Here is a 24396-nt window from a genome sequence, read left to right on the forward strand (position 1 = left end):
ATAAATTAAAATACATGTCAGGGAAAGGGAAGCCCCATTCCACCTAAGAGGTACTTGAGGTACTCCTCTGAGAACTCAAGCCCTACCCCTACAAAAGCCCCCCTGAGCTTGTCGTTCAGCAGGTCGTCTCCGCCAAAACGGGTGTACAGGGGTCCCTTTATCCTGAGCTGTAATCCCACCTGAAGGTTTGGGTTCAGGTTGTCCTCCTCGGGTCTGTCCTTCCTCCCCGTATCCCACACGTCCGAATACAGCTTGACCCTCCTGTGGGGAGAGAAGTCAAAGCCTATTCCCCCGGTTGACTCCTTTAAACCCGCCCGCACGGCGAAGTAGCTATCTTCCCCGACGAAGAACTTCTTGGCTATCTGAAGGGTGAGCTCAGGCTTGAACTCCTTCTTAACTATCTCGTTCCCGCCCACTATCTGTTCCGTGTAGACCCTGCCCCTTGAGTCTCCCACGACCTCCAGAAGGTAGTAGGTTTTTCTGTCGGGTTCTATCCTCAAGGACATGTAGCCTTTGGAATCTCCTCCTGTGTAAGCCTCTCCGCCGAAGCCAACGTATATCTTTGTCTTGGTTATGACCTCTCCTGCCTCTCCGAACAGCTTCGCCCCCTTGGATACACTCTCGTAGAGCTCGTCGTCCGTAACGAGCTTGCCTATAGTCCCCTCTCCGCTCTCAATCTTTGCAAGTATGTTGTCAAGCCTGTTTGAGCTCCTTCTGAGCCTCGCCGTCATCTCCGATAGATTCTGTATAGCAGTCCTCAGGTCTCTCCTGTTCTCTTTAACTACCTCGTTAAGGTTCTTTGAGAGGGTGTTCATGTTCTCAACGAGCTGGGGGAGCTCTCCCCTGAGCTCGTCCGATATGCTCTTCAGGTTAGCCACCAGAACCCTTATGTCTTCCCTGTTTTCGGAGGCTATACCCGTAAGCTCGTCCGCAAGCCTGTCTATGGACGATATAGCCTCCGGAAGAGTGCTGTTAAGGCTCTCCGTGAGCTGAGCCATCTCCGCTAAGACTACCTTGAGATTCTGCTGGTTCTCCTCAGCCATCCGCCTGAGTGTCTGGGTCAACGCGTTCAGGTTCTCAAGGGTTTCCCTCAGGTTCCTTCTGTTCTCCTCAAGTATCCTGTTAAGGTTCTCCGCAACGAGCTTGAACCCTTCCGCCGTCCTCGTCAGCTCCCTTATGAGCCTGTCGGTGTCAGCCACACCCTCCGCGGTTTTCAGACTTTCTCCCTCCGCGAGTTCGCCCGCGCTCGGAGTCCCCGGGTTTACCGCGAGATACTTATCGCCCATGAGTCCGAGCGTACCTATGGTTGCCGAGGCGTCCTTGAAGAGCCTTATCCTCCTCTCCACGTTGAACACCACTTTCACCCTGCTGTCTTCAAGGGTTATTTCCTCTACCTTTCCGGCTCTTATGCCTGACACCCTGACCTCGGCACCCTTTGAGAGACCGCCTACATCGCTGAAGTAGACCACGTATCTCTTCGTATCCGGTCTCAGGAAGGGTATCTCACCGAAGGTAAGTATTAGGAATGCAAAGGACACAGCTGTAAACAGGACGAAAGCCCCCAGCTTTATCTCTGTGGTCAGGTTCATTAACTATATAGTATACATAGGGGTGTATTCTCTTAGCCCCAGCGAGGCGGAGACCCCGCCGGGATTCTATACTTCATATAAGCTGCCTTCTCCTGAGAGTGCGCACCAGAGCCACCGCAAGCGGTATTAAGAGGGCAAAGGGTGAAGCTCCCGTTGAACAACCTCCATCACCGCCAGAGCTGCTCTCAGGGACGAGCATGACGAGGGGGTCTGTTATCTCGCCCGCGTTTGTGTCGCCGTCGTAGGTGCCGTTGTCCTCAACCGTCAGGCTCACCGTGTTCCCGTTTATCTGCACCTCGGAAGTTACGTCGTGGTAGGTGCCGTTGACGAGCTTGTAGAACCGGGCGTTCGGAGATACGTTGGGAAAGGTCACGCTAACGGTGAGGCTGGTTCCGGGCAGGGTAGCCTTGATGTTCACCGCCCCGCAGGGTGCACTGGCGGCTATCGGAAAGGTGGGGAGGTTCTTGCTAACGAAGGGAGTTTCCTTCAAAAGTCCTCCCTGCAGGCTCACCGTTATCTGTCCGCACCCTGCACCCGGAATTGAACCCGAGGGACTGTCAAACCTGGCACTACAGGTCTTATCTGCATTCAATACTATCTGGCAGGTTGTGTTGGTTCCACAGCTTGAGCAGTCCCCGCCCCAGCCCGTAAACTCCGAACCGCTGTCTGCGGTTGCGGTCAGCACTACACTCGTTCCGCCCGGAAAGCTCTCTTCACAGTCATTTCCGCAGTCTATACCCTGCGGGTTGCTCGTCACAGTCCCCTGTCCAGTCCCCGCCTTGCTGACGATGAGGTCGCGTGTGGGTTCGGAGAACTTTGTGACGAAGGCGTCTTTTACGCCAGCCATGTCTTGTTGATACGGATTCTGTGTTGGAAAATCACTTGATTGAGTTTCACCCGTTATGTATACGCTTCCTAAGGTGTCTACGGCTATGCCTTTGCCAAAATCCCAATCGCTTCCCCCAAAGTAGGTGGAGAATAACAAAGACGCTGAGCCCGCTTCATCGGTGTTTATACTGGCTATAAAGGCGTCATATCCTCCTGAGTTATTACTTTGGTGCTCAGCTTTGACAGGAAAGTCTGTTGAATCCGTAGTCCCTACTATGTGAACGTTCCCTGAGGAATCAATGGCTATGCCGTTACCTTCCTCTTCTTCGCTCCCGCCTAAATATGTGGAATATAGTAGAGTGCTCCCATCAGGGCTCAACTTCATAACAAAGACGTCTGTTACACCGCCAAAATTAGATTGATACTCGTTTGTAAGAGGCAGGTCTGTTGACTCTGTGTTGCCCACCACATACGCATTCCCGTTCTGATCCACAGCTACACCTACACCATGCTCTTGGGAGCTTCCACCAAAGTAGGTTGAGTAAATGAAGGCACTGCCATCCGGTTTTATCTTAGTAATGAAAGCGTCGTTAGCAGCACGTATCCCCTGGTATGGGTTATACTTGGGGAAGTTATCCGAACTTGTGCTTCCAGTTACGTAAGCGTTGCCCGAGGAGTCTACGGCTATTCCTCTTCCGTCATCGCCGCTTTCTCCCCCAAGAAAGGTTGAGTAAATCAAGGCACTTCCGTCAGGATTTATCTTTGTAACAAAGGCATCAAAGAAGTTGCCCTTACTGTTTTGGATAGGGTTCTGAACAGGGAAATTGGCTGATTCAGTTCTACCAGTTACGTACGCGTTTCCATCTGAATCTATAGCTATTCCATAACCCATATCCCGATCATCTCCACCGAGGTATGTGGAGTAGACCAGATCGTTGCCCTCCGGGTTCAGTTTAGCCACGAAAACATCAAAACTGCCCTTTTTATTCTCCTGAAAGCTACCCTGAGTTGTTGGAAAGGGATCGCCCTGGAAAGGTGAACCCGTTTTACCTGTTATATAAGCATTCCCAGCCGAATCCACGGCTATGCTATAGCCCTCATCTCTATCGTCCCCGCCGAGATAGGTGGAGTAAACCAAGGTGTTTCCGTCGGGACTTATCTTTGATACGAACACGTCAAAATGTCCGTTGTTTGCTCCCTGAAAAGGACCCTTTGTAGGAAAAAACATTGAGAACGTCTTCCCTACGAGATAGGCATTACCAGAAGGGTCTACCGCTACGCCGTAAGCTATGTCAGTTAAACTCCCACCTATATAAGTAGAGTAAGAGAGCACAGGGTCAATAATTAGGGCATACTCAGGGTCGTAACCCCTTACCTCAAAGCTGTATGTGAAGAGTTCTCCTTCCCTCTTTACAAGGTATCTACCCTCCAGCTCTAACCTATTATTTCCAATCTCCTGATAAACTACAGGTCTCCTCTGAATTAGCTCCTTACCCGAAGGAAGAACGGCTACAAGCTCTCCCTTATCGTTTACCTTAAGCTCCTTCACACCCTCGTAGGAAAATCTGACTACCTTCAGGTCAGCTCCGGGCTTAACAGCTACGTCGTACTCAAGCCTCCTCTGATTTCCATAAAAAACAACGTCTATTCCTTCATAAACCTCTTTGTATCTGACCTTTGCGTAGGTTGGAATGTCCCTCTTCCACTTCTCAGGGTCACTGCCCTTGAGGTAGTTTACTCTTCCTGAGAGCTTTCCCTCTGCGGTTATATGAGGTTCTGGATTTCCTCCGAGAGGTTTTATACTCAAGACCTCTGGTTCTCTATTCCTTCCGTGAAGGACTATATAAACTCCTTCCTCTGTGAAGTAGGTGCTGTGTGCTGTGCCTCTTTCGTAGAACTTGACCCTTTTGTCCAGCTGACCTCTGTTTTCTATGAAGTGAAGGGGCAGTTTTCCGTAGTTTTGTATGAGGTCTATCTTTTTGATAATGGGTTGAGCATCTGGCTGCTCTTCTTTAAATAGGAATATTAGTGACAGGAGAAGGGATAGAGATAAAGTCAGGATGTAAACCTTTCTCATAGTACACCTCCTCAGAACCTCCTGCAAAAAGGGTGCCGAACTGTGCAAGTTGTTTGTGTGTGGGCGAAAAACAAAAGCCGGCTGTTTACAGAAGACCCTTTTATGTAAAGCTACTTTTCACTCTCCCTGAACCTTGATTTTGTGAAAGCCCTGTTTGCTGGGGCTTTTGCATGCTTTGTTAAGCAGATTTACACACTGAAAAAGGGTTTTATAGCCTATGTCATAGGAAGATATGTTTGGGGTGTTCTTCTATTCTTTTCCCATCAAGGATGTGGACAACCTCAACCTCCCTCTTCACAAGCTCTTCAGCTATGAACCTTCTGTGGCACTCCCGCCAGTTTCTCTCGGCACACATGATCGCGGTTTTCCTGTTTGTGGATAGAGACATCAGTTCCTCCAGAGCCTCCTTGAATTCCTCGGTTCTAATGTAGTTCAGATACCCCTCTTTTCTTAAACCTCCGAGCTCTGGTATGTGGAGGTAATCTATGCCTTCCTTCCTCAATACGGACTCAAGTTGTGCCCTGTTGAAGTGGGGAAAACGGGAGCTCTTGGGGAAGCTCCTCACGTCCACAAGGAGCTCTATGCCATGAGACTTGGGCAGAGCGATGAACTCCGAGAGCTCCCTTGAGCTGTGACCTACGGTGTATATCCTCATAAGATCTCAAGCACCCTCTTCAGTCCTGTTGATGCACTCTCCCTTAAGGAGACGTAAGCGTGAGGCGTTATAGGTGTTTCCTCAGGGTTCACCTCTATCAGCTTTGCGCCGTTCCTTTTGGTGATCAGAGGAAGCTCTGCAGCGGGATAGACCTGGGCTGATGTTCCGACCACTATAAACACGTCAGCCCCTTCTGCAAGTTCGTAGGCTCTCTGGAGAGCGTCCATCGGGAGAGACTCGCCAAACCACACCACACCGGGTCTGAGAAGTCCACCGCACTTCTCGCACTTGGGGGGTATTTCGGGAAGCGGAGCCCTGTGATCGTAGCCCTCCTCACCACATCTGACACACCTTACCTTCCAGATGTTCCCGTGAAGCTCTATCACCCTTTTAGACCCTGCCCTCTGGTGGAGTCCGTCCACGTTTTGAGTTATGAGCCAGAAGTCTGGAAACAGCTCCTCCATCTTTGCAAGGGTTCGGTGTCCATCGTTGGGTTCAGCCTTAGCTATGAGCTGTCTCCTCCAGTCGTACCACTTCCACACGAGTTCGGGGTTTCTGCTGAAGGCTTCCGGTGTAGCCAGCTCCGCTGGGCTGTACTTGTTCCACAGTCCGTCCTTACCCCTGAAGGTGGGTATTCCGCTCTCAGCCGATATACCTGCTCCCGTCAGAGCTACAACCTTCATTTAAGAATTAAATAAGGCTAACCTCCTCTATATTCAATCTCCTGATCCTTCAGAGGAACCGCCCCTTCTTGTCGCCCACTCCATATATATCGCATAGAGCGCCGGGACAAAGAGTAGGACTATCACGAAGGTAGAGAGTATCCCGCCCACCATTGGTGCCGCGATTCTGGACATGACCTCCGAGCCCGTGCCGTGTCCTCTCATGATGGGGAGGAGTCCCAGAAGTATGGCGGAGAAGGTCATGAATATGGGTCTTATTCTCTTTACCGCTCCGTGGTATATGGCTTCAAAGGCTTCCTTCTTGTTGGGTATCTCACCGCCGAACTGCGCCGCCGTGTCTCTGAGGGAGTTCTGGATATAAACCACCATCACTATTCCCATCTCCGCAGCTATGCCGAGGAGTGCCAAAAATCCCGCTATGGAGGCTATGGAGATGTTGTAGTCAAGGAGATACATGAGCATTATTCCACCGAAGGTCGCTACGGGTAACATCAAAAGGACGAGTATAGTCTCAAAGAGCTTATTAAAGGTGAACCAGACCAGCAGAACTATGAGCAGTATGACCACGGGTATTATCACTTTTAAGTTCTCAAGGGCTTTCTTCCAGTACTCAAACTGACCGCTCCACTCGTAGTAGTATCCCTTGGGTAATTTGAGCTTTTCCTGAAGTACTTTCTCAGCCCTTGCTATCACCGTTCCCATATCCACTTCTGGATTGGGGGTTATGAAAACGTAGCTTGTCAGGAGTCCGTTCTCTGACTTTATGCTTATGGGACTTTCTGTTCTGACCACCTCTGCCACCGCCGAAAGGGGTATGAGCTTGTTCTTGAGGGGTAGCATGAGATTCTCAAGGTCGTATCTGTAGTCTAAGGGAACACCGAGGGTTATGCCGTACCTCTCACGCCCGAGGATCATGGTAGAAGCAGGTGAGTTGGCAAAGAGCTGGGCTATAGCCATGTTTATATCGGAGACGGTTAGACCGTACCTCTGGAGGGCTTCCCTCTTGGGTCTTATCTCCACGTAGGTCGCCTTGGTTGACCTCTCTCCGAATATGCTCATAACTCCGTCCACGTCCTTGAGGGTCTGTTCTATCTGCTGAGCTATGTCGTTGAGGGTGTTTATGTTGTCTCCGTATATCTTTATACCGAGAGGTGTCTGGATACCCGTGGTTATCATGTCTATCCTACCCTTTATGGGCATAGTCCACATGTTGGAGAGTCCGGGCACAGATATAGCCTGATCCATCTCTCTTATGAGCTCGGTGTAGGTTATGGTTCTTTCCTCCGGGAAGACCTTGCGGAGGAGATTCTTCATAAATTCCGGTATGATCCAGTTGGAGTAGAACCTCTCCTCTTTTACCTTCCTCCACTCGTGTTCGGGCTTTAGGGTTATGAAGGTCTCTATCATGGAGAAGGGTGCGGGGTCTGTGGCTGTCTCCGCCCTTCCTGCCTTTCCGAATACGCTCTCCACCTCTGGGAATTGCTTGAGTATGCGATCTTGTATGTTGATTATCCTGAATATCTCCTGACGGGAGACGCTGGGAACGGAGGTAGGCATGTAGAGTATGGTTCCTTCATTGAGGGCTGGCATGAACTCCCTTCCGAGCTTTTCGTAGAAGTAGAAGGTGCTCACGCCCATAAGGACGAAGAGTATCAGAAGTATGTATCTTATCTTCACCGCAAAGTGGAAAACGGGGTCGTAAACTTTGAGAAGGAACCTAACTATGGGGTTCTTCTCCTCCGGGGGTATCTTGCCTCTGACGAGGAAGTAAACGAGGACGGGGACTATTATCACCGATATTATCGCAGCCACGAGCATGGAGAGGGTCTTGGTGGCAACGAGGGGTTTAAAGAGCCTCCCTGCCTGACCTTCCAAGGCAAATAGGGGAACGAAGGACACGGTAACTATCAGAAGCGCCAAGAATATGGGTTTACCCACGTCCTTTGCGGAGTGGGTTATGGCAGTGAGCAGGTCGTCGCCCTCCTCAACCCGTCGGTGGACGTTCTCCACCAGGACTATCGCCGCATCCACCATAGTCCCTATGGCTATGGCTATACCTCCCAAGGACATGATGTTGGAGGTTATACCAAGGTGGTTCATGGTTATGAAGGTGGCAAGGAGTGAGACTATCAGGAAGATGATTATCACTATGGCGCTCTGTATGTGGAAGAGGAATATACCCACTATGGCAAGGACGACGATGGTCTCCTCTATCAGCTTGGTCTTTAGGTTGTCTATAGCCCTCTCTATCAGGGTTGACCTATCATAGACGGGAACGAGCTCCACGTCTTCGGGCAGACCCTTCTTTACTTCCTCTATCTTCTGCTTTACGTTCTTTATGACCTTGTAGGCGTCCGCTCCGAAACGCATAACCACTATACCACCCACCGTGTCTCCCATTCCGTTGTAGTCTGCCAATCCCATACGATAGGCGGGTGTCTCTATCACCTTTCCGAGGTCTGCGACCCTTATGGGAACTCCGTCCCTGTAAGCTACCACCGTCTTCTCAAGCTCCTCCCTGCTCTGGGCATATCCCACAGCCCTTATGAGGAACTCCCTCTCGTTTATCTCAACATACTTACCTCCCATCTCTATGTTGGTCTTCTTGAGGGACACGTAGAGGTCTTTGAGAGAAAGCCCGTACTGATAGAGTTTCTCCGGTTTGACGAGGACTCTGTACTCCTTCTCGTAACCGCCCACGGAGGCGACTTCCGCAACATCCGGCACGGCAAGGAGTGCATACTTTACGTAGAAGTTCTGGAGTGCCCAGAGCTCATCCAAGGTTCTGGTCTTGGAGACGAGGGCGTACTGATAGACCCAACCAACACCTGTGGCGTCGGGTCCCAGTTGTATGTCAGCCTCTTTGGGTAATTGTCCTCTTATGGTTGCGAGCTTTTCAAGGACTCTTGACCTTGCCCAGTAGAGGTCTGTCCCGTCCTCAAAGATTATGAATACGAGAGAGTAGTTGGGAACGGAGTAGCCTCTGACGGTCTTGACCTTGGGAACACCCATCATATTTGTGACCAGCGGGTAGGTGAGCTGGTCTTCTATCACCTGAGGAACCTGCCCTATCCACTTGGAGTAGATGATCACCTGAACATCCGAGAGGTCTGGTATGGCGTCTATGGGAGTCTTCTTAAGCGAGTAATATCCGTAGAGCAACAAGAAGAGCGTGGTAAAGAGTATAGCTATCCTGTTTCTCAGAAAGAACTCTGTCAGCTTTATCATCTGGTACCTCCAGAAATCATTTGAGCAGTCTCCTCATCAACATCGCATTTATGGCAACTATTACAGTGCTGGCACTCATAAAGACCGCCCCGACCGCAGGTTTAAGGACTATACCCCAGGGGACCGCCACCCCCGCCGCGAGCGGTATTGTAATCACGTTATAGCCCGTAGCCCACAAAAGGTTCTGAACCATCTTCTTGACCGTTATCACCGAGAGCTTCATCACCTTCACCACATCCCTCGGGTCGTTCTTGACGAGGATTATGTCCGCGCTCTCAATGGCAACGTCCGTGCCTGAACCTATCGCTATACCCACGTCCGCCTGAACGAGGGCAGGAGCATCGTTCACCCCATCTCCGACCATCGCCACCTTCATACCCCTGCTCTGGAGTTCCTTGACCTTCTCCGCCTTCTGGTGAGGGAGGACTCTCACAAAGAACTCATCAATTCCCAGCTCTTGGGATACGTGTTTGGCAACCTCCTCCGAGTCACCCGTTATCATCACTACCTTCTTACCGAGGGCTTTTAGTTCCTTCACAGCTTCGTAGGATTCGGGTCTTATCCTGTCTGCGAGGGCTACCGATCCAACGAGTTTTCCATCAACAGCCACTAAAACCACAGTCTTACCCTGAGCTTCAAGATCCCTTGCCTTATTCAAAACCTCTTCGGTCAGATCCACTCCAAGCTCTTCCATCAGGAGCTTTGTTCCGACAGCCACCTTCTTGCCCTCTACCTCTCCCACAACACCTTTGCCGGGAACTGCTTTGAAGTTCTTCACCTCTGGTATGGGAAGTCCCTTACTCTGGGCATCTTCCACTATCGCCTGAGCTATCACGTGCTCGGAACTCTTTTCCACGCTTGCGGTGATCTTGAGAAGTTCCAGATCCGGCATATCGGGAGAGACCACGTCGGACACGCCGAACCTACCTTCGGTGAGGGTACCCGTCTTGTCAAAGGTGACCGCGTCCACGTCCTTTATAGTCTCAAGGGCGAGCCTGTCCCTTACCAGTATCCCGTTCTTAGCGGAGTAGGAGGTTGAGAAGGAAACCACCAAGGGTATGGCGAGACCAAGGGCATGAGGGCAGGCTATAACCATCACCGTAACCGCCCTCTCAACCGCGAACTGAAGGTCGCTTCCGAGAAGTGTCCATACGGCGAAAGCCGTCCCTCCCACACCTATGGCAATTATCGTTAGGTAGAAGGCTACCCTGTCCGCCATATCTTGAAGCTTGGTTTTAGACTCCTGAGCCTCCTTGACCAGCTTTAGAACCTGATTGAGATAGCTCTCCTCTCCCGTCTTTTCCACACGAACCTTGAGGGCGCCTTCCATGTTTATGGCACCAGCTATGACTTTATCTCCCACCTCTTTCGGGACGGGCTTTGATTCTCCCGTGAGCATAGCCTCGTTCACGTGGGTGCTACCCTCAATTATCACCCCGTCCGCGGGTATCTTCTCCCCCGGCTTGACGAGGACTATGTCGCCGGGCTTGAGTTCAGAGACGTGAACCTCCACTATCTCCCCGTTCTTTATCAAGTTCGCCTTGGTGGGCATGAGTTTAACCAGCTCCTCAAGGGCACGGGAGGCACCCAAGACGGACTTCATCTCTATCCAGTGCCCCCAGAGCATCACCGCTATGAGGGTGGTGAGCTCCCAAAAGAACTCCTTTCCTCCAAAGAAAAGGGTTGAGAGGCTGTATATAAAGGCAACCGATATGGCTATGCCTATAAGGGTCATCATGCCCGGTCTCTTGAGCCTTAATTCATCAACCATTCCCTTTATGAAGAACAAGCCTCCGTAGAAGAAAACGATCGTTGATAGAATCGGCGTTACCAACTCGCTACCGGGAAACTCAGGCATTGAGAAACCCAAAAGGTCTTGAATGCTCTTGGAGTAAAGGACGACGGGAATGGTTAGGACAGAGGAGACTATAGCCTTCCTCTTCATCTCTTCCATGTGCATGGAGTGTCCGGCATGCTGATGCCCTTTATGAGAACCATGATCCTCTGATGAGTGTTCTTCATGGGACATGTGAGAACCGCAGGTCTGATCTTTCATAGGAATTTGTTTTTTTCTCTCTTCAACCTTTACGAGATCCATACCGCATTTAGGACACTTGCCGGGCTTGGTTTCCCTAACCTCCGGGTGGTGAGGGCAGGTGTATAGACTTTGATGAACATGTTTATGCTCCATACCTCAACCCTTAATCAGATACTTGGCAAAAGCCAGAACGCCCAGCACCAAAAACAGAACCACCAAGACCCATATCAGCCCCATGCCCCAGCCGTGCATTCCCCATTCCATCAACTTTTTATCTCCCTTAATGGTTGTGCTTCATGTTGTGTCCGCCGTGCTTCATGCCTCCGTGACCCATGTCCAGGTGCTTCAAAAACTCAGCGTCTAAGTCCTTGAACTTGAAGACCTTCTTACCCTTGGCGAACTTCTTTGCCTTCACAAGGCTCTTGAAGGCAACTATATCCGCACCCATGGGACCATCGTCAATAGCCACGTAGTAGGCACGCTTGGCGTCTATCCACTTACCGCTGGAGAAGTCCTTCACCCACACCTGAGAGACCTTGTCCTTGTTCTTTAGGTAGTACTGAATGGCGTGTTTGGGAGATTCCGTGTAGAGATGCTTGCCGCTTTTCAGCTTTACCTGAGAGGTGAACTTGGGCATCATGTTCACGTCCATACCGCAGACCACACACTTGGCGCCCTTGGGCGGTTCTGCAGGCTGGGCAAAGGCAAGGATCACAAAGGCAAACAGACCCAGAAGAAAAGCTACCTGTCTCATCTTGACACCCCCAATCCGAAGTCGTAAACGAGTTTTCCTCCAAGATTTCCTTGATATAAAAGACCGGCTACGCCGGTGAGTAAAAGAAGAACGTAAAGATGATGGATCATAGGAATAGGCTTGAAAGCGTATATAAACCGCAGTAAGAACATCAAAGCGAACACCCCCGCCAACACCAAACCAACGGTCTCGTGGGTATGCAGTATCTCAAGAGCCTGCTGGGAAATGGGCAGGTTCTCCATGCTTTCGTGAGCTATGTATCCCGTGGTGGAAGCGGCTATTACCGCACCCGAAGCTAATAGGAGTGTGAAGAACTCAACCTCGTCGGGCTTTCTTCCTTTTATGTGATAAAGACCCTCCAAGAGGAGGGCGAAGAGAGGAAGAGCTATAGCAAAGTGCACGGCAGGAGGATGCAGCTTTACTGTCTCAGGATATTCCACTTTAGTCTGAGCGGAAGGTAAATTTACCTCCTCCTGAACCGCATGTTCCTTATGGGCATGGGAAAAAAGGAAAAAGAGAAGAGGCGCGCAGGAAATTATTATAAACCTCTTCACTTTAAGAGCTCCTTAAGCTTCTTTTTCAGTTCTGGGTTCTTTTTAATAGCTTCCTTGAAGGCGTCCGGGTGCATGGTCATCATGCGGAGCATCCTCTCAGCCATTACGTTGTGCCTCTTGGCGAGCTTCTGCATGAGCTCCTTCCTGCACTTCATCATGTGTTCTTGGACGAGCTTCATGGTTTCAGGGTCCTGCATCATCCCCATCATTCCCATACCGCCCATTCCCATCATTCCGGGCATCATTCCTCCCATGCCCATCATCCTCATCATTCCGCATCCCATACACCCCATCATGGGCATGAACGTTTGAGGTTGACCCATCATACCTCCCTGCTGTCCCATCATGCCTCCCATCATCTGGGAGAATCCTACTCCTGAAAGCACGACCACTGCTGCTGTTGCTAAAAGTAGCTTCTTCATAGCTACACCTCCTTTACTTTATGAGTTCGTAAGTCTCTTCCTCCGCACCCCAGCCGCTCAGAGTCCCGTGAGGTGAGTAAACACCCTTAGCTTTCTTATCCTTTGCAAGGGCTTCTATGCCCTTTACAGGAACGTGCCCCTCTATGAACTTGTCCCCCATCACCATCGTGTGGCAGGAACGCTTGTTCACGGGAACTCCCAGTTCGTCCTTCTTCTTGAAGAGGTCGTCCGGGCTTACTTCAACCCGATTCAGCTTGTACCCCTTCTTTTCTAACCTCTGGAAGTATTTATGACAGCATCCGCAGTTTGGGTTGTAAAAGGCGGTTATCTCCTTGGCAAAGGAGAATCCCAAAGACCCTATAAAGAACGCGATAAGTAGTTTCCTCATACCGGCAACCTCCTTCAGTGATGGTGATGTCCTCCGCCTCCTCCCTGCTGTCCGTACAGACCCCTGATCTGAGCCTCAGAATCAAGGAGGAAGGTTCCTCTCACCACTACTTTCTGACCCTCTTTTACTCCGTGTTTGACCTCGTAAAAGCCCTCCGCCTTCTTACCCAGCTTGACGGGAACGGGCATGAACATACCCGGCTCCATCTCCACGAAGACGAGGGTTCTCTTTCCCGTATCCACCACCGCTGTTTCAGGCACCGCCACCACCTCGCCTATGGGCACCTCAAAGAGGACTTCCACTAAAGCGTTGGGCTTTAGGGCTATACCCTTGTTCTTCGCCTTTATCCTGACCTTCACAGTCTTAGCCATGTGGTTAGCTTCTGGGAATACGTAATCCACCTCTCCCTCTATCATGTTCTCTGGGTCGTCCTCGGGCGTTATCAGGGCAAGGGTTCCCTTCTTTACATACCTCGCCTGTTTGAAGGGTATCTCTGCCACGATCCACACCGTTGATATATCCGCTATCTTGTAGGCGGTCTGTCCTTCCTTCACGTATCCGCCTTCGTAAACCTTCTGTTCCAGTATCACACCGCTGGCGGGAGATCTCACCATCTCCTTCACCTTCAGGTATTCCAACTTCTCCTTAGCCTTCTTTATGAGCTCCGGGTCTCCCTTCTTCTCCGCAAGCCTGAGTTCGTCAAGGGCTATCTGTATGTCCGGGCTCAAGACTCTCATGAGCGGAGTTCCCTTCTTCACGTACTCTCCTACAAACCTGCCGTAGGTGTCTGTCACCCATGCATCCGCACGAACCGTGACCTCGTATATCCTGCTAAGGTCGTAGCTTATGTATCCAACTGTGGAGAAGGTCTTTACCAAGTCCCTCTTCTGGATGGGTTCCGTCACAACTCCCAAGAGCTGGAGCTTGTCCGTCCTGACCATTATGTGTCCGCCGTGGGCAGAGCTGGCAGGTCCACCACCTGCGGTAGCTGTCTTAGAAAGAGGAACGAAAACGTCCTTTGTCACCATCACATCATCAAAGACCGCCCTTATCTGCCAAGGTCCGTCCATACTGACCTTTAGAGTTCCTCTGTAAACTCCGCTCTCCACCTCCTCAAGGGAGGCTGCGTCCCTCATCTCATCCATACCGGGCATAGGAGGCATATAGAAGTAAAGCTCTTTAAGGCTTTTGGCTGGTTCAACCCTGACCTCTATCTTGTTGTTGCCCGTCTTTATCTTCCCGTCAGAGGAGAGAATGGTCACCTTTACTCCCTTCTGTTCAAAGGTTATGACCTCCTTGTATCCACCCCCTCCGCATGACCCGAGCAGTACCCCGAGCAATAACACTCCCAAGATTCCCAGAAAAACTTTCACCTTCATTGCAACGCCTCCGCTTTAGCTACTATCTGGTTGATCTCTTTAATCAGCTTCGCCCTATCAAACTCAAGAGACCAAAGGAGCCTGTAAGCCCTGAGTATGTCCCTTATGTCCGTCTTCTCGTATTCGTAGGCTATTAGAAGAGCCTCTATCTCCTTTTTCTTCTCCTCTATCTCCTTCTCTATGGTCTGGAGTATCTCCGAACTTATCCGGTAGGAGCTTTCTAAGGCTGAGAATTCTCCCATAACCTTTAGCTTCACGTCCTCAAACTCTAACTTTTTAGCGTTGTACCTTTCCTGTTTCTCAAGGACGAGCATATCTTCTCTCTTTCCCTTCCACACCGGCACGGTAAGTCCGACCCTGAAGGTGAACAGATTGGGTATTTCGGGTCTTACGGCGTATCCGGCGGAGAGAAACAGGTCTGGGAAGTGTTCAACCTTTGCCCTCTCTATCTCTCTCTTTATTGTTTTTAGCTTCTCATTTACGAGCTTAACGTCAACGTTCTCGTCCACGCTAAAGCTACCGGGAAAGGCAAGGGTTATAAGCTCTTCCCCTCTGAGCTCCGGCTCCCCTCCTGCAAGGGCGTATATCCTTTCAAGGGTCGTTTCCCTGAGGCGCTGCGCCTTTGCCAGCATCTCCTTTACCTTAAGGAGCTCAACCTTAAGAAGTATCAGGTCTGATAGTATGGACTTCCCGTACCTGTACTTTTCCTCGGTTATATCAATGAGGAAGAGTATTTCTTTCTCTGTGTCCTTAAGGATACGCTCCATCTCAAAGGAGTAGGAGAATTCCCAGTAGAGAACCTTGAGCTTCTTTATAAGCTCCTTTCTGTACTTCTCCTGCATGATTGAAACTTCAGAGCTCTTCTGCAGGAATATCTCTGAGCTCTTCACCCTCTTTGTAGGTAGAACGTACTTTTGGGATAGGTATAGACCAAAGCTGCTCATGGGGTTTCTCTTGTCAGGAAAGTACCTTTCGGTATCAAGATTGTTAAGGGAAAGGGCGAGCTGAGGATTTGGAAGTGATCTTGAGAACTCAGCCCTGTATTTAAACGATCTTTCAAGACTTTCATAGGACTTTAAACGTGGATTATGTTCCAGAGCAAAGTCTATCAGTTTTTGAAGTTCGCTCCCAAAGCTAAGACTTCCTAAAAGAGTTAAGAGTAAAGCTATCGTTAGTTTCATCGGTCTTAATATTACTGAGGGGTTGATGTTAATTCAACGTTTATATTTTCCGTTAAATTAACAAAATTTGAACAAAATCATAAGATTCACCCCCATTTGGGGGTGAAATTTAAACTCTTATAAACCTCCTTACGAGTATTAGAAGGAACGGTAGTATCCATCCGAGGATATTTGATGGAGAAGTTATGCCTGAGGCGGAACACCCACCACCGCTGTCTCCGCCGGAACCGGGTATATTAAAGGCGGCAACGCAGGTTTTGTCCGTGCTCATAGTGACTACGCATGTGGTATTTGTACCACAGCCAGAGCAGGCGTCTCCCCAACCCCCAAAGGATGAGTCTGCGGATGGAGTCACGGAGAGCGTTATGTTAGAGTTAGCTGCATAGGTTTCTGAACAGTCCGAGCCACAGTCTATTCCTCCGGGCGAACTCGTCACGCTGCCAGTGCCGTTTCCAGACATGGTGACCGTCAGTGTTGCAAACTCGCTGAGCTTTGCTACGAATACATCAGGTGAACCGTTCCTTAAACTCTGAAAGGGATTACTTAATGGGAAATCGTCAGAGGTGGTTTCGCCTGTGAGGTAGAGGTTGCCAGAACTATCAAGGGCTGCGTCATAGCCGTAATCAAACTCACTGCCCCCAAGGAAAGTTGAGTAAAGGAGCGATGCATTTCCCGCCTGATCCGGGTCAAACTTCGCAACGAAGACATCGTAACGGTCAGAGTTCACGTCACAGTTGCCGTCGTTACCGCAGCTCGTATCGTAGGCGTCCTTCGTGGGCATATCTGGAGACCTCGTCTCACCAACTATAAAAGCCCTCCCCTGAGAGTCAACCGCTATTCCGTGCCCTATCTCATCATCGCTGCCTCCAAAATAGGTGGCATAAAGGATGTTTCCCGATGAGTCCAGCTTCACCAAAAAGGCATCTTCGTTTCCGTTGTTACAGTTACCATCCGTCCCGCAGGAGGTATCGTATGCATTTTGGGTTGGGAAGTCATCAGACCTTGTGAATCCGGTTATGTAGATGTTGCCAGAAGAATCAAGGGCTATGTCAGCCCCCTCATCCCTGGCACTTCCGCCGTAGAACCTAAAAAATATCAGTGAGGATAGCCCCGACTGATTAGTGTCCACCTTGGCTACGAAGGCATCTGTCCCGAAAGTTACGTTATTGTACTTTCTTCCTGTAAGGTACGCGTTACCGTTTGAGTCCACCGCTATCCCATACCCGTACCCACCATCAAAACAGGAAGAATAGAGGAGGGAAGCATTTCCTGACTTTGTGGTGTCAATCTTTGCTACGAAAGCATCCCAGGTGTTTCCACATGCAAGGTACTCGTTTTTCACAGGAAAGTCGGTTGAGTTTGCCTGCCCTCCGATGTAAACGATTCCGTTCTGGTCAACAGCAACGTCGTGCCCGAACTCTTCCGCACCGTCAGGTCCGTCCTGACCGCTGCCCCCGAGGAAGGTTGAATAAAGGAGGGAATCCCCCTGAGGATTGATCTTGGCAAGAAAGACATCGTTTTCTCCTGAGTCACAACTGCCATCGGTTCCACAGCTCGTATCGTAGGCGTTCGTGGTCGTGGGGAAGTCAGGAGACCTTGTTTTTCCTACAACGTAAACGTTTCCGCCTGGGTCAACCGCCACACCTGTTCCGTCATCCCTATCACTACCGCCAAGATACGTGGAAAAAACTATAGAGTTCCCCTGAGGGCTTACTTTTGTTACAAAGGCATCGTAGGATCCACCTCTGCTTCCCTGCAGAGCACCCTGAACCGGGAAGTCGGATGAAAGGGTCGTGCCAACCACGTAAGCGTTCCCTGATGAGTCAACGGCGATCCCGTAACCGCTGTTCTGGGATGAACCACCCAGGAAAGAAGAGTAGGAAAGGGCGGGATCCACAACCAGAGCGTAGCCTTCCCTGTACCCGTCCACTTCAAAGCCGTAATAGTATTTCTTATCTTCTTTACTGACCACAAATCTGCCACGGATCTCAACCTTTTTACCGTCAACCTCCTGATAAATGAAAGGCTTATCCTGAACAATGACCGATCCTGATGGAAGAACCGCCACAAGCTCTCCCTTATCGTTTACCTTAAGCTCCTTCACACCCTCGTAGGAAAATCTGACTGCCTTCAGGTCAGCTCCGGGCTTAACAACTACGTCGTACTCAAGCCTCCTCTGATTTCCATAAAAAACAACGTCTATTCCTTCATAAACCTCTTTGTATCTGACCTTTGCGTAGGTTGGAATGTCCCTCTTCCACTTCTCAGGGTCACTGCCCTTGAGGTAGTTTACTCTTCCTGAGAGCTTTCCCTCTGCGGTTATATGAGGTTCTGGATTTCCTCCGAGAGGTTTTATACTCAAGACCTCTGGTTCTCTATTCCTTCCGTGAAGGACTACATAAACTCCTTCCTCTGTGAAGTAGGTGCTGTGTGCTGTGCCTCTTTCGTAGAACTTGACCCTTTTGTCCAGCTGACCTCTGTTTTCTATGAAGTGAAGGGGCAGTTTTCCGTAGTTTTGTATGAGGTCTATCTTTTTGATAATGGGTTGAGCATCTGGCTGCTCTTCTTTAAATAGGAATATTAGTGACAGGAGAAGTGAGAGAGATAAAGTCAGGATGTAAACCTTTCTCATAGTCCACCTCCTCAGGACCTCCTGCAAAAAGGGTGCCGAACTGTGTGAAATGCCTTCATGCCGTTGTGTTACGCCAGCGGGACGACTTATATCTTCGTACAGCAGGGTATGAAGGGTGTTAAAGGATTTTACATTTTAAGCCCGATTCATAGACCGATAAACCTTGTTACCTGCGGCTCTGACCTGCCTTGTAAAGAAGATTTACACAGATGTAAAGAAATTGACCGCGGAAAACCTCTGGAAATGTCCAAACTCCAAAATATATAATACTTTACATAAATTATGGAAAAGCTCCTCCTGGTCATCTTTGCCTACCTTATGGGCTCTGTGCTGTTCGGTGAGATAGTTGCCAAGCTGAAGGGTGTCAACCTCAGAGAGGTGGGGAGCGGGAACGTCGGAGCTACGAACGTGAGCAGAGCCTTAGGAAAGAAGTTCGGGGTATTAGTCTTTTTCCTTGACATGCTGAAGGGTTTTGTACCGACCGCTCTCGCGGTGTCCTTTTACGGAATTGACAGCAAGGTGGTCATGTTTGTGGGTATAGCGAGCGTTCTTGGACACATGTTTTCAGTCTTTGACGGCTTCAAAGGTGGTAAGGGTGTGGCAACCGCCTTCGGTGTAGTCCTCGCCTTATCCTTCAAGCTCGCCCTCTTAATGTTGCTCCTGTGGGCTGGGGTTCTCTACTGGAAGAGGTACGTCTCCCTCGCCTCAATAACCGCTTCGGTGTCAGCTCCCTTTCTCTTTCTTCTGGCTGGATACCCTTTCCATGTGTTCCTCATGGGTGTGGTGATAGCAGGGCTTATAGTTTATAAGCATAGACCTAACATAGAGAGACTTGTAGCGGGTCAAGAACCGAAAGTATGAGCTTATTCGCTTACGCCCTTACACTTAACCTGATCTTTGCCCTCTTCAGGGTGGCTTACATACTCCTTTACCCGATAGACCTGTCCCCCGAGGAAGCCCAGTACTGGGACTGGTCAAGACACTTAGACCTCAGCTACTACTCAAAGCCCCCGATGGTCGCCTACATGAACTACGTGTCAACCCACCTCCTCGGAAATACAGAGCTCGGCGTACGTATAACTCCCGTTGTTCTGTCCTTTATTCTCTCCCTCTTTCTCTTCCTCTTCGTCAGGAGGCTTTACGGTGAGAGGGTCGCTCTCCTTGCCTCCGTACTGCCCAACTTCTTCGTCGGGACGGCTATAAACTCGCTCCTGATGACCACGGACGCCCCCTTTATCTTCTTCTGGGGTCTCTCTGTAATACTCATACACTACGCTGTTGAGAGGAACTCCCTGTCCAACTGGCTTGCCGTCGGGGTCTCGGCGGGGCTCGCCTTCCTGAGCAAGTATCCGGCGGTTTTCCTGTTCCCCCTTACACTCCTGTACATGTTCCTGGTGAGGAGGGAGCTCTTGGTGTCCTTTAAGCCTTACATATCCCTCCTGCCAGCCTCTCTGCTTTCATTCCCCGTGCTCTGGTGGAACTTCCAGCACGACTTTATCTCCTTTAAACACGTGTCCACCCTCGCCGACAAAGACGCCCACTTCCCCAGCTGGGCTACCTTTCTGGAGTTCCTCGCCGGGCAGGCGCTCCTCCTATCTGTGGTTCCCTTCTTCATACTTCTTTACGGCTGGTGGAGGACTTTCAGGGAGAGGGACAGGAGGGGTATATTTTTGAGCGTTTACTCTCTCCCTGTGTTCCTGTTCTTTGCCCTCCTCTCATTAAAGAAGGAGGTTTACGCCAACTGGGCTGGGTTCGGCTACTTCACCGGAGCGATACTCGTCGCTCTGTATATGGAAAGACTCTTTTCCAGAAAAAGACTTCTCTTCTTCCTTACGCTTACCCTGTCCGCCTTTCTTGTTTTCATGCTCCACTTCACACCGATCATAGACGTCTTGGGGCTCAGGAAACTGCTTCCCCCCAAGAGAGACCCTGTAAAGGTCATGGTGGGCTGGGAAGAGCTCGGCAGGGAGGTGAGCAGACTCTGCAGGGAAGGGGACTTCGTCTTCTCCCTCAGGTATCAGACGGCAGCAGAGCTCGCCTTTTACATTGAGGGAAACCCGAGAACTTTCGTCTTTCACATGGGCAGGATGACCCAGTACTACCTGTGGAGGGACAGGCTCAGCGGATACAAGGGTAAGGACGCCATACACGTGTCCGAGTGGGGTGTGCCTGGTGGCGTTAAAAAGAGCTTTGAATCTCACGAATTCTTAAAGAGTGTTGACGTGTTCTGGCGAGGGGAGCTCATAAAGAGGTTCAAGATTTACAGGATGAAGGGCTTTAAGGGAAAGTTCTATGAGAAGCCGAGAGGTTATTAGGTACCTTCTGAGCGTTTATATCTGGGGCTTTATCACCTACCAGCTCCTTCCCCTGCAGGTCATACCCTACACCAACTACGCTCCCAGAGAGTTCTATCCCAAGCCGATCATATACAGGTACACCTTCGCTTACGATGTGAAGACCGCTTTCTCCAACCATGCGGGAAGCATAAAGAACCTCCTAAAGGCTATGGACGATAAGGGCTTTGACATAGCCTTCGGCGACTTCCCCGAGAGCATAGAGAATAGACTATTCCCTACTCCGGAGAACGACGAGTGTATGGTGGTCAGGACTTCTGGCATCCCCTTTATAAAGCACCTGCTCCACACAGTCTTTGAGCGCATACCCAAGCTCCTGGTGGGCGGTGTTCAGGAAGACATACTCATGAGAAAGCTTTACGGGAAGCCAGAGAGGTGTTATCTGGTAGCTCACGACGACAGGATCGTCCTTTCCACCTTCTTCGGGCTGGACTTTCCCTCCTACGACTACATACTCGGCAACAGGAGGAACCTTTACCTTTCAAAGGATATACTCCTCAGGGAGGCTTACGTTGATGACTTTCTCAAGGGTGCGGTCGTGGTCTTTGGAGACAGGAAGATAAAGATATTCGCTTACTCCGACAGGAGTTTCTACCTGCCCGGAGGGAGGACACCTTACAACTTCAGATTCGTCGTGGACACCAACCTTAAGAACCCCCTCATACTCCTCTTTCACAATGACACCTTAAAGGGCATATACGAACAGAACAGACTCAACATGCCCCTCTCTCTCAGGGGAAGTTACACAGCCCACGTGCTCACCTACAAGTTCAAAGTTCACATATTCTACTTCGGGCTCAGGAGCGTCGCCCTCGCTTCACCGATAGAGCTTATGTAGGAGTGTTAAAATAGAGCCAGCATGCGTGCCTTCGTAGGATTCTTCACCACCAAGGGCATTTACGAACACGTTGAAAAGCTCAAGGAGGAAACCAAGAGCTACCTGAAAGGGAAATGGGTTGAACCCCAGAACATGCACATGACCTTCCAGTTCCTCGGGGATATATCCCAGTCCCAGGCTGTAAGCGTTCTGAAGAACCTCCAGAGTATCGCAGAGAAGCACGCGCCCTTCAAGGTTCAGTACAGGTCTCTCGGTGTGTTCCCCGACAGGAGGAGACCGAGGATCCTCTGGGTAGGCGTATCCAGGGGGGAGAACAGGCTGAAGAGACTCGCCAACGAAGTTGCCCAGCTCAACAAGAAGGCTGGCATAAGGGTGGACGCCAAGCCCTTTCACCCACACGTTACCGTGTGCAGGATAAAGGAGGCGGACAGGAAAAAACTCGGGTCTCTAATGAACAGGTACAGGAATTTCAACTTCGGTGAGGAGACGGTGGACAGGATAGCGCTGATATCAAGCTCCCTAACGAGCATAGGTCCCATATACACGGTGGTTGAAGAGTTCTACTTCAGGAGGGAAAGCTCTTGACGACTTATAGAGATGCGGGCGTTGATATTGACAGGGCTAACGAGTTCGTGGCTTACATAAAGGAGAAGGTGAAGAGAGCCTTCCCCGATAGCCCCTTAACGAAGTTCGGAGGCTTCGCGAGCGGACTACCCGTTGAAGGGCACAGAGAGCCCGTGATATTTTCCTCAACCGACGGGGTTGGAACTAAACTCAAGGTGGCTCAGGAGCTCGGGGTTCATGACACGGTAGGGATAGACCTCGTAGCTATGAACGTAAACGATGTCATAACCACAGGGGCAGACCCCCTCCTCTTTCTGGACTACATAGCCACAGGCAGGATAGACCTTCAAGTTCTCAAGGCGGTCATAGACGGTGTGGTTGAAGGCTGTAAGAGGGGGGAGGTGTTGCTCGCCGGTGGTGAAACGGCGGAGATGCCCGGTTTTTATCCGGAGGGTGTTTACGACCTTGCAGGTTTCTGTGTGGGCGTGTGCGAGAGGGGAGAGGTTATAACCGGAGAGGGCGTCAGGTCGGGGGACGTTCTCTTGGGGCTCAGGTCTTCGGGGTTCCACAGCAACGGCTTCTCCCTTATAAGGAAGGTGCTGAAGGACAAGGGTGTGAAGCTAACGGACAGGGTTGAGGAGCTCGGGCAGAGCGTTGGGGAAGTTCTTCTGACACCTACGAGAATTTACACACCTGAGGTCAAACTCCTAAAGAGTAATGTGGAGTTGAAAGCTCTGGCACACATCACGGGTGGGGGCATCCCCGAGAACCTGATCAGGGTTTTACCTGAGGGTATCAGGGCTGTGGTTGATAAGAAGAGCATACCGGAGAACCCGGTCTTTGCGTGGATTCAGAAGCTCGGAGGCGTTGAGGAGAGGGAGATGTTCAGAACCTTCAACATGGGCGTCGGTATGATAGCGGTGGTATCGCCGGAGGATTGCGACAAGGCTCTGGACGCCCTCGGTAGGGACGCCTTCGTGTGCGGGCATCTTGAAGAGGGCAAGAGGGAGGTGGTTATACTCTAAGCTTTCACGGCAAGGCTTATGACATCCCTCGCTATGTCTTCGGAGAAGGTTTTGAAGGAGGAGTGCATCTCTAAGAGCCTCTCTAAAAGCTCCGTGTTCAACCTCACATCCTTTCCCTCTACCCTGAATATATCAAACCTCTCAGCGAAGCTTTCTATCTCCTCGTAGTACCCGGGGTTTTTGTAGAGGTAGAAGACCTCCGGGAAGTATTTGGACACCTTAAGCATGACGAGCTCTATGGGCACGTGCTCCCCGTTTATATGGGCGTCTATGAATCCCTTTTCCTCCTTTACGATCACCTCAGCCCCTTCTCTCTCAGCGAGCATCAGAGACCCCATCACTATGCCCACAAGGGTAGTGAGGTCTATCTCCTGGAAGTTGTCTCCCAGCAGGTCTTTCTTGCCTCCGAGGGACAGGGAGCCTTCTTCCTCGTCGTAGAAGTATATGTGATTGAGACCTTCGGTGAAGGAGGTGTAGTGGGCATGATCAACGTGTGCGTACCTCCTGCCCGTCTTTCCAAAGACGCTGAAGGTCTTGTCCGACAGGAGGAATGTGTTGTATGCACCATGCTCAGCCTTCAGAAACACACCTTCGTAACCACCGCTGGACAGAACCTCCATGTCGTCGGTGAAGTAGATCAGCTCCTTCTCCGTTACAGCCACGGCTCCCTCGTAGTCCGATAGAACCTTTACACCGTCAACGAGAGACTTCTCTGCGAGCTTTTCCCCCTTGGAGTTCAGCTTGTAAAGAAAGTTTCCTGCTATCACAAAGAGCGTGTCTCCCAAAATGTCTATTGACTTTATGGGCATATCAAGGGTGTCGGACACGGGGTACCTGACCACCTCTCCCTCGGCGAACCTTTCGGCGGGAACCCTGTATATACCCTCCGCCGTGACGAAGAACACGTCCCTGAGGTCGCTTGCAAGGTCTTTGACTTCGTTGCCGGCGTTTATCTCTACGGTCTCCCCGGTAGCACGCTCCATTCTGAATAGCTTTGAGCCACCGGCACCTATAAGGTGATACCTCGTATTGGTCAGCCTGACCGGCGTCTCCGAGAGCTTGGCTGACTGCCAGACCACCTTAACGTCGGAGCGCTCTATGAAGTCCCTCTTGGCTACGCCCTCAACCCTGTAATCTCTGGAAAGGAATATCCTCTCCCCGTCGCAGTAAAGCTCTATACCTTTCCCCATGCTTTATATTCTATCAC

Annotated in this window: 20 protein-coding genes; 6 read left to right on the forward strand and 14 right to left on the reverse strand. The window is 50.6% G+C overall.

The window, feature by feature from the left end:
- Positions 1 to 17: 17 nt before the first annotated feature.
- The 13 genes from HG1285_RS13105 to HG1285_RS13045 form a co-directional block, all read right to left on the reverse strand.
- Positions 18 to 1589: an MlaD family protein gene (locus tag HG1285_RS13105; RefSeq protein WP_008286635.1), complete on the reverse strand. Its 1572-nt coding sequence runs from the start codon at positions 1587 to 1589 to the stop codon at positions 18 to 20.
- 73 nt (positions 1590 to 1662) lie between these two features.
- Positions 1663 to 4494 (reverse strand): SBBP repeat-containing protein, encoded by a 2832-nt coding sequence (locus HG1285_RS13100; RefSeq protein WP_008286637.1) that lies wholly within the window; start codon positions 4492 to 4494, stop codon positions 1663 to 1665.
- 220 nt (positions 4495 to 4714) lie between these two features.
- Positions 4715 to 5149: a DUF488 domain-containing protein gene (locus HG1285_RS13095; RefSeq protein ID WP_008286638.1), complete on the reverse strand. Its 435-nt coding sequence runs from the start codon at positions 5147 to 5149 to the stop codon at positions 4715 to 4717.
- On the reverse strand, positions 5146 to 5832 hold the full coding sequence (locus HG1285_RS13090; RefSeq protein ID WP_008286639.1) for an NAD-dependent deacylase: 687 nt from the start codon (positions 5830 to 5832) through the stop codon (positions 5146 to 5148). Before HG1285_RS13090 ends, HG1285_RS13095 begins: the two co-directional genes overlap by 4 nt.
- Before the next feature lie 33 nt (positions 5833 to 5865).
- Complete coding sequence (locus HG1285_RS13085) at positions 5866 to 9060, reverse strand: CusA/CzcA family heavy metal efflux RND transporter (protein WP_008286640.1); 3195 nt, start codon at positions 9058 to 9060, stop codon at positions 5866 to 5868.
- Between the two features lie 16 nt (positions 9061 to 9076).
- Positions 9077 to 11251, reverse strand: a complete 2175-nt coding sequence (locus tag HG1285_RS13080) for a heavy metal translocating P-type ATPase (protein ID WP_198005425.1) — start codon at positions 11249 to 11251, stop codon at positions 9077 to 9079.
- Positions 11252 to 11378: 127 nt separating this feature from the next.
- Positions 11379 to 11852: a nitrous oxide reductase accessory protein NosL gene (locus HG1285_RS13075; RefSeq protein WP_008286643.1), complete on the reverse strand. Its 474-nt coding sequence runs from the start codon at positions 11850 to 11852 to the stop codon at positions 11379 to 11381.
- Positions 11849 to 12406, reverse strand: coding sequence for a DUF2231 domain-containing protein (locus HG1285_RS13070; RefSeq protein ID WP_008286644.1), 558 nt, complete (start codon positions 12404 to 12406; stop codon positions 11849 to 11851). The genes HG1285_RS13075 and HG1285_RS13070 overlap by 4 nt, the downstream gene beginning before the upstream one ends.
- A complete protein-coding gene (locus HG1285_RS13065) occupies positions 12403 to 12828 on the reverse strand; it encodes a hypothetical protein (protein ID WP_008286645.1) in 426 nt (141 codons plus the stop codon). The genes HG1285_RS13070 and HG1285_RS13065 overlap by 4 nt, the downstream gene beginning before the upstream one ends.
- A 13-nt stretch (positions 12829 to 12841) precedes the next feature.
- Positions 12842 to 13216, reverse strand: a complete 375-nt coding sequence (locus tag HG1285_RS13060) for a DUF411 domain-containing protein (RefSeq protein WP_008286646.1) — start codon at positions 13214 to 13216, stop codon at positions 12842 to 12844.
- Positions 13217 to 13230: 14 nt separating this feature from the next.
- A complete protein-coding gene (locus HG1285_RS13055; protein ID WP_008286647.1) occupies positions 13231 to 14595 on the reverse strand; it encodes an efflux RND transporter periplasmic adaptor subunit in 1365 nt (454 codons plus the stop codon).
- Positions 14592 to 15776 (reverse strand): TolC family protein, encoded by a 1185-nt coding sequence (locus HG1285_RS13050; RefSeq protein WP_083793036.1) that lies wholly within the window; start codon positions 15774 to 15776, stop codon positions 14592 to 14594. Before HG1285_RS13050 ends, HG1285_RS13055 begins: the two co-directional genes overlap by 4 nt.
- A 109-nt stretch (positions 15777 to 15885) precedes the next feature.
- On the reverse strand, positions 15886 to 18408 hold the full coding sequence (locus tag HG1285_RS13045) for an SBBP repeat-containing protein (RefSeq protein ID WP_008286649.1): 2523 nt from the start codon (positions 18406 to 18408) through the stop codon (positions 15886 to 15888).
- A gap of 108 nt (positions 18409 to 18516) precedes the next feature.
- Here HG1285_RS13045 and HG1285_RS19420 point away from each other — a divergent pair, with 108 nt between their 5' ends.
- Genes HG1285_RS19420 through purM form a run of 6 tightly spaced genes read left to right on the forward strand, consistent with a single transcriptional unit; the run spans position 18517 to position 23189 of the window.
- Positions 18517 to 18675 carry a hypothetical protein gene (locus tag HG1285_RS19420; RefSeq protein WP_157560480.1) on the forward strand — a complete coding sequence of 53 codons (159 nt, stop codon included), beginning with the start codon at positions 18517 to 18519 and terminating at the stop codon, positions 18673 to 18675.
- A 15-nt stretch (positions 18676 to 18690) separates the two neighbouring features.
- Complete coding sequence (plsY, locus tag HG1285_RS13040; protein WP_008286650.1) at positions 18691 to 19269, forward strand: glycerol-3-phosphate 1-O-acyltransferase PlsY; 579 nt, start codon at positions 18691 to 18693, stop codon at positions 19267 to 19269.
- Entirely contained in the window at positions 19266 to 20723 is a 1458-nt protein-coding gene (locus HG1285_RS13035) for a glycosyltransferase family 39 protein (RefSeq protein WP_008286651.1), read from the forward strand. Before plsY ends, HG1285_RS13035 begins: the two co-directional genes overlap by 4 nt.
- A complete protein-coding gene (locus HG1285_RS13030; protein WP_008286652.1) occupies positions 20701 to 21600 on the forward strand; it encodes a hypothetical protein in 900 nt (299 codons plus the stop codon). The genes HG1285_RS13035 and HG1285_RS13030 overlap by 23 nt, the downstream gene beginning before the upstream one ends.
- 21 nt (positions 21601 to 21621) lie before the next feature.
- On the forward strand, positions 21622 to 22185 hold the full coding sequence (gene thpR / locus HG1285_RS13025) for an RNA 2',3'-cyclic phosphodiesterase (RefSeq protein ID WP_008286653.1): 564 nt from the start codon (positions 21622 to 21624) through the stop codon (positions 22183 to 22185).
- Positions 22182 to 23189, forward strand: a complete 1008-nt coding sequence (gene purM / locus HG1285_RS13020; protein WP_008286654.1) for a phosphoribosylformylglycinamidine cyclo-ligase — start codon at positions 22182 to 22184, stop codon at positions 23187 to 23189. The genes thpR and purM overlap by 4 nt, the downstream gene beginning before the upstream one ends.
- Here purM and HG1285_RS13015 read toward each other — a convergent pair.
- A complete protein-coding gene (locus HG1285_RS13015) occupies positions 23186 to 24379 on the reverse strand; it encodes a hypothetical protein (RefSeq protein WP_008286655.1) in 1194 nt (397 codons plus the stop codon). The genes purM and HG1285_RS13015 overlap by 4 nt on opposite strands.
- Positions 24380 to 24396: the final 17 nt, after the last annotated feature.

This window comes from Hydrogenivirga sp. 128-5-R1-1, assembly GCF_000171895.1.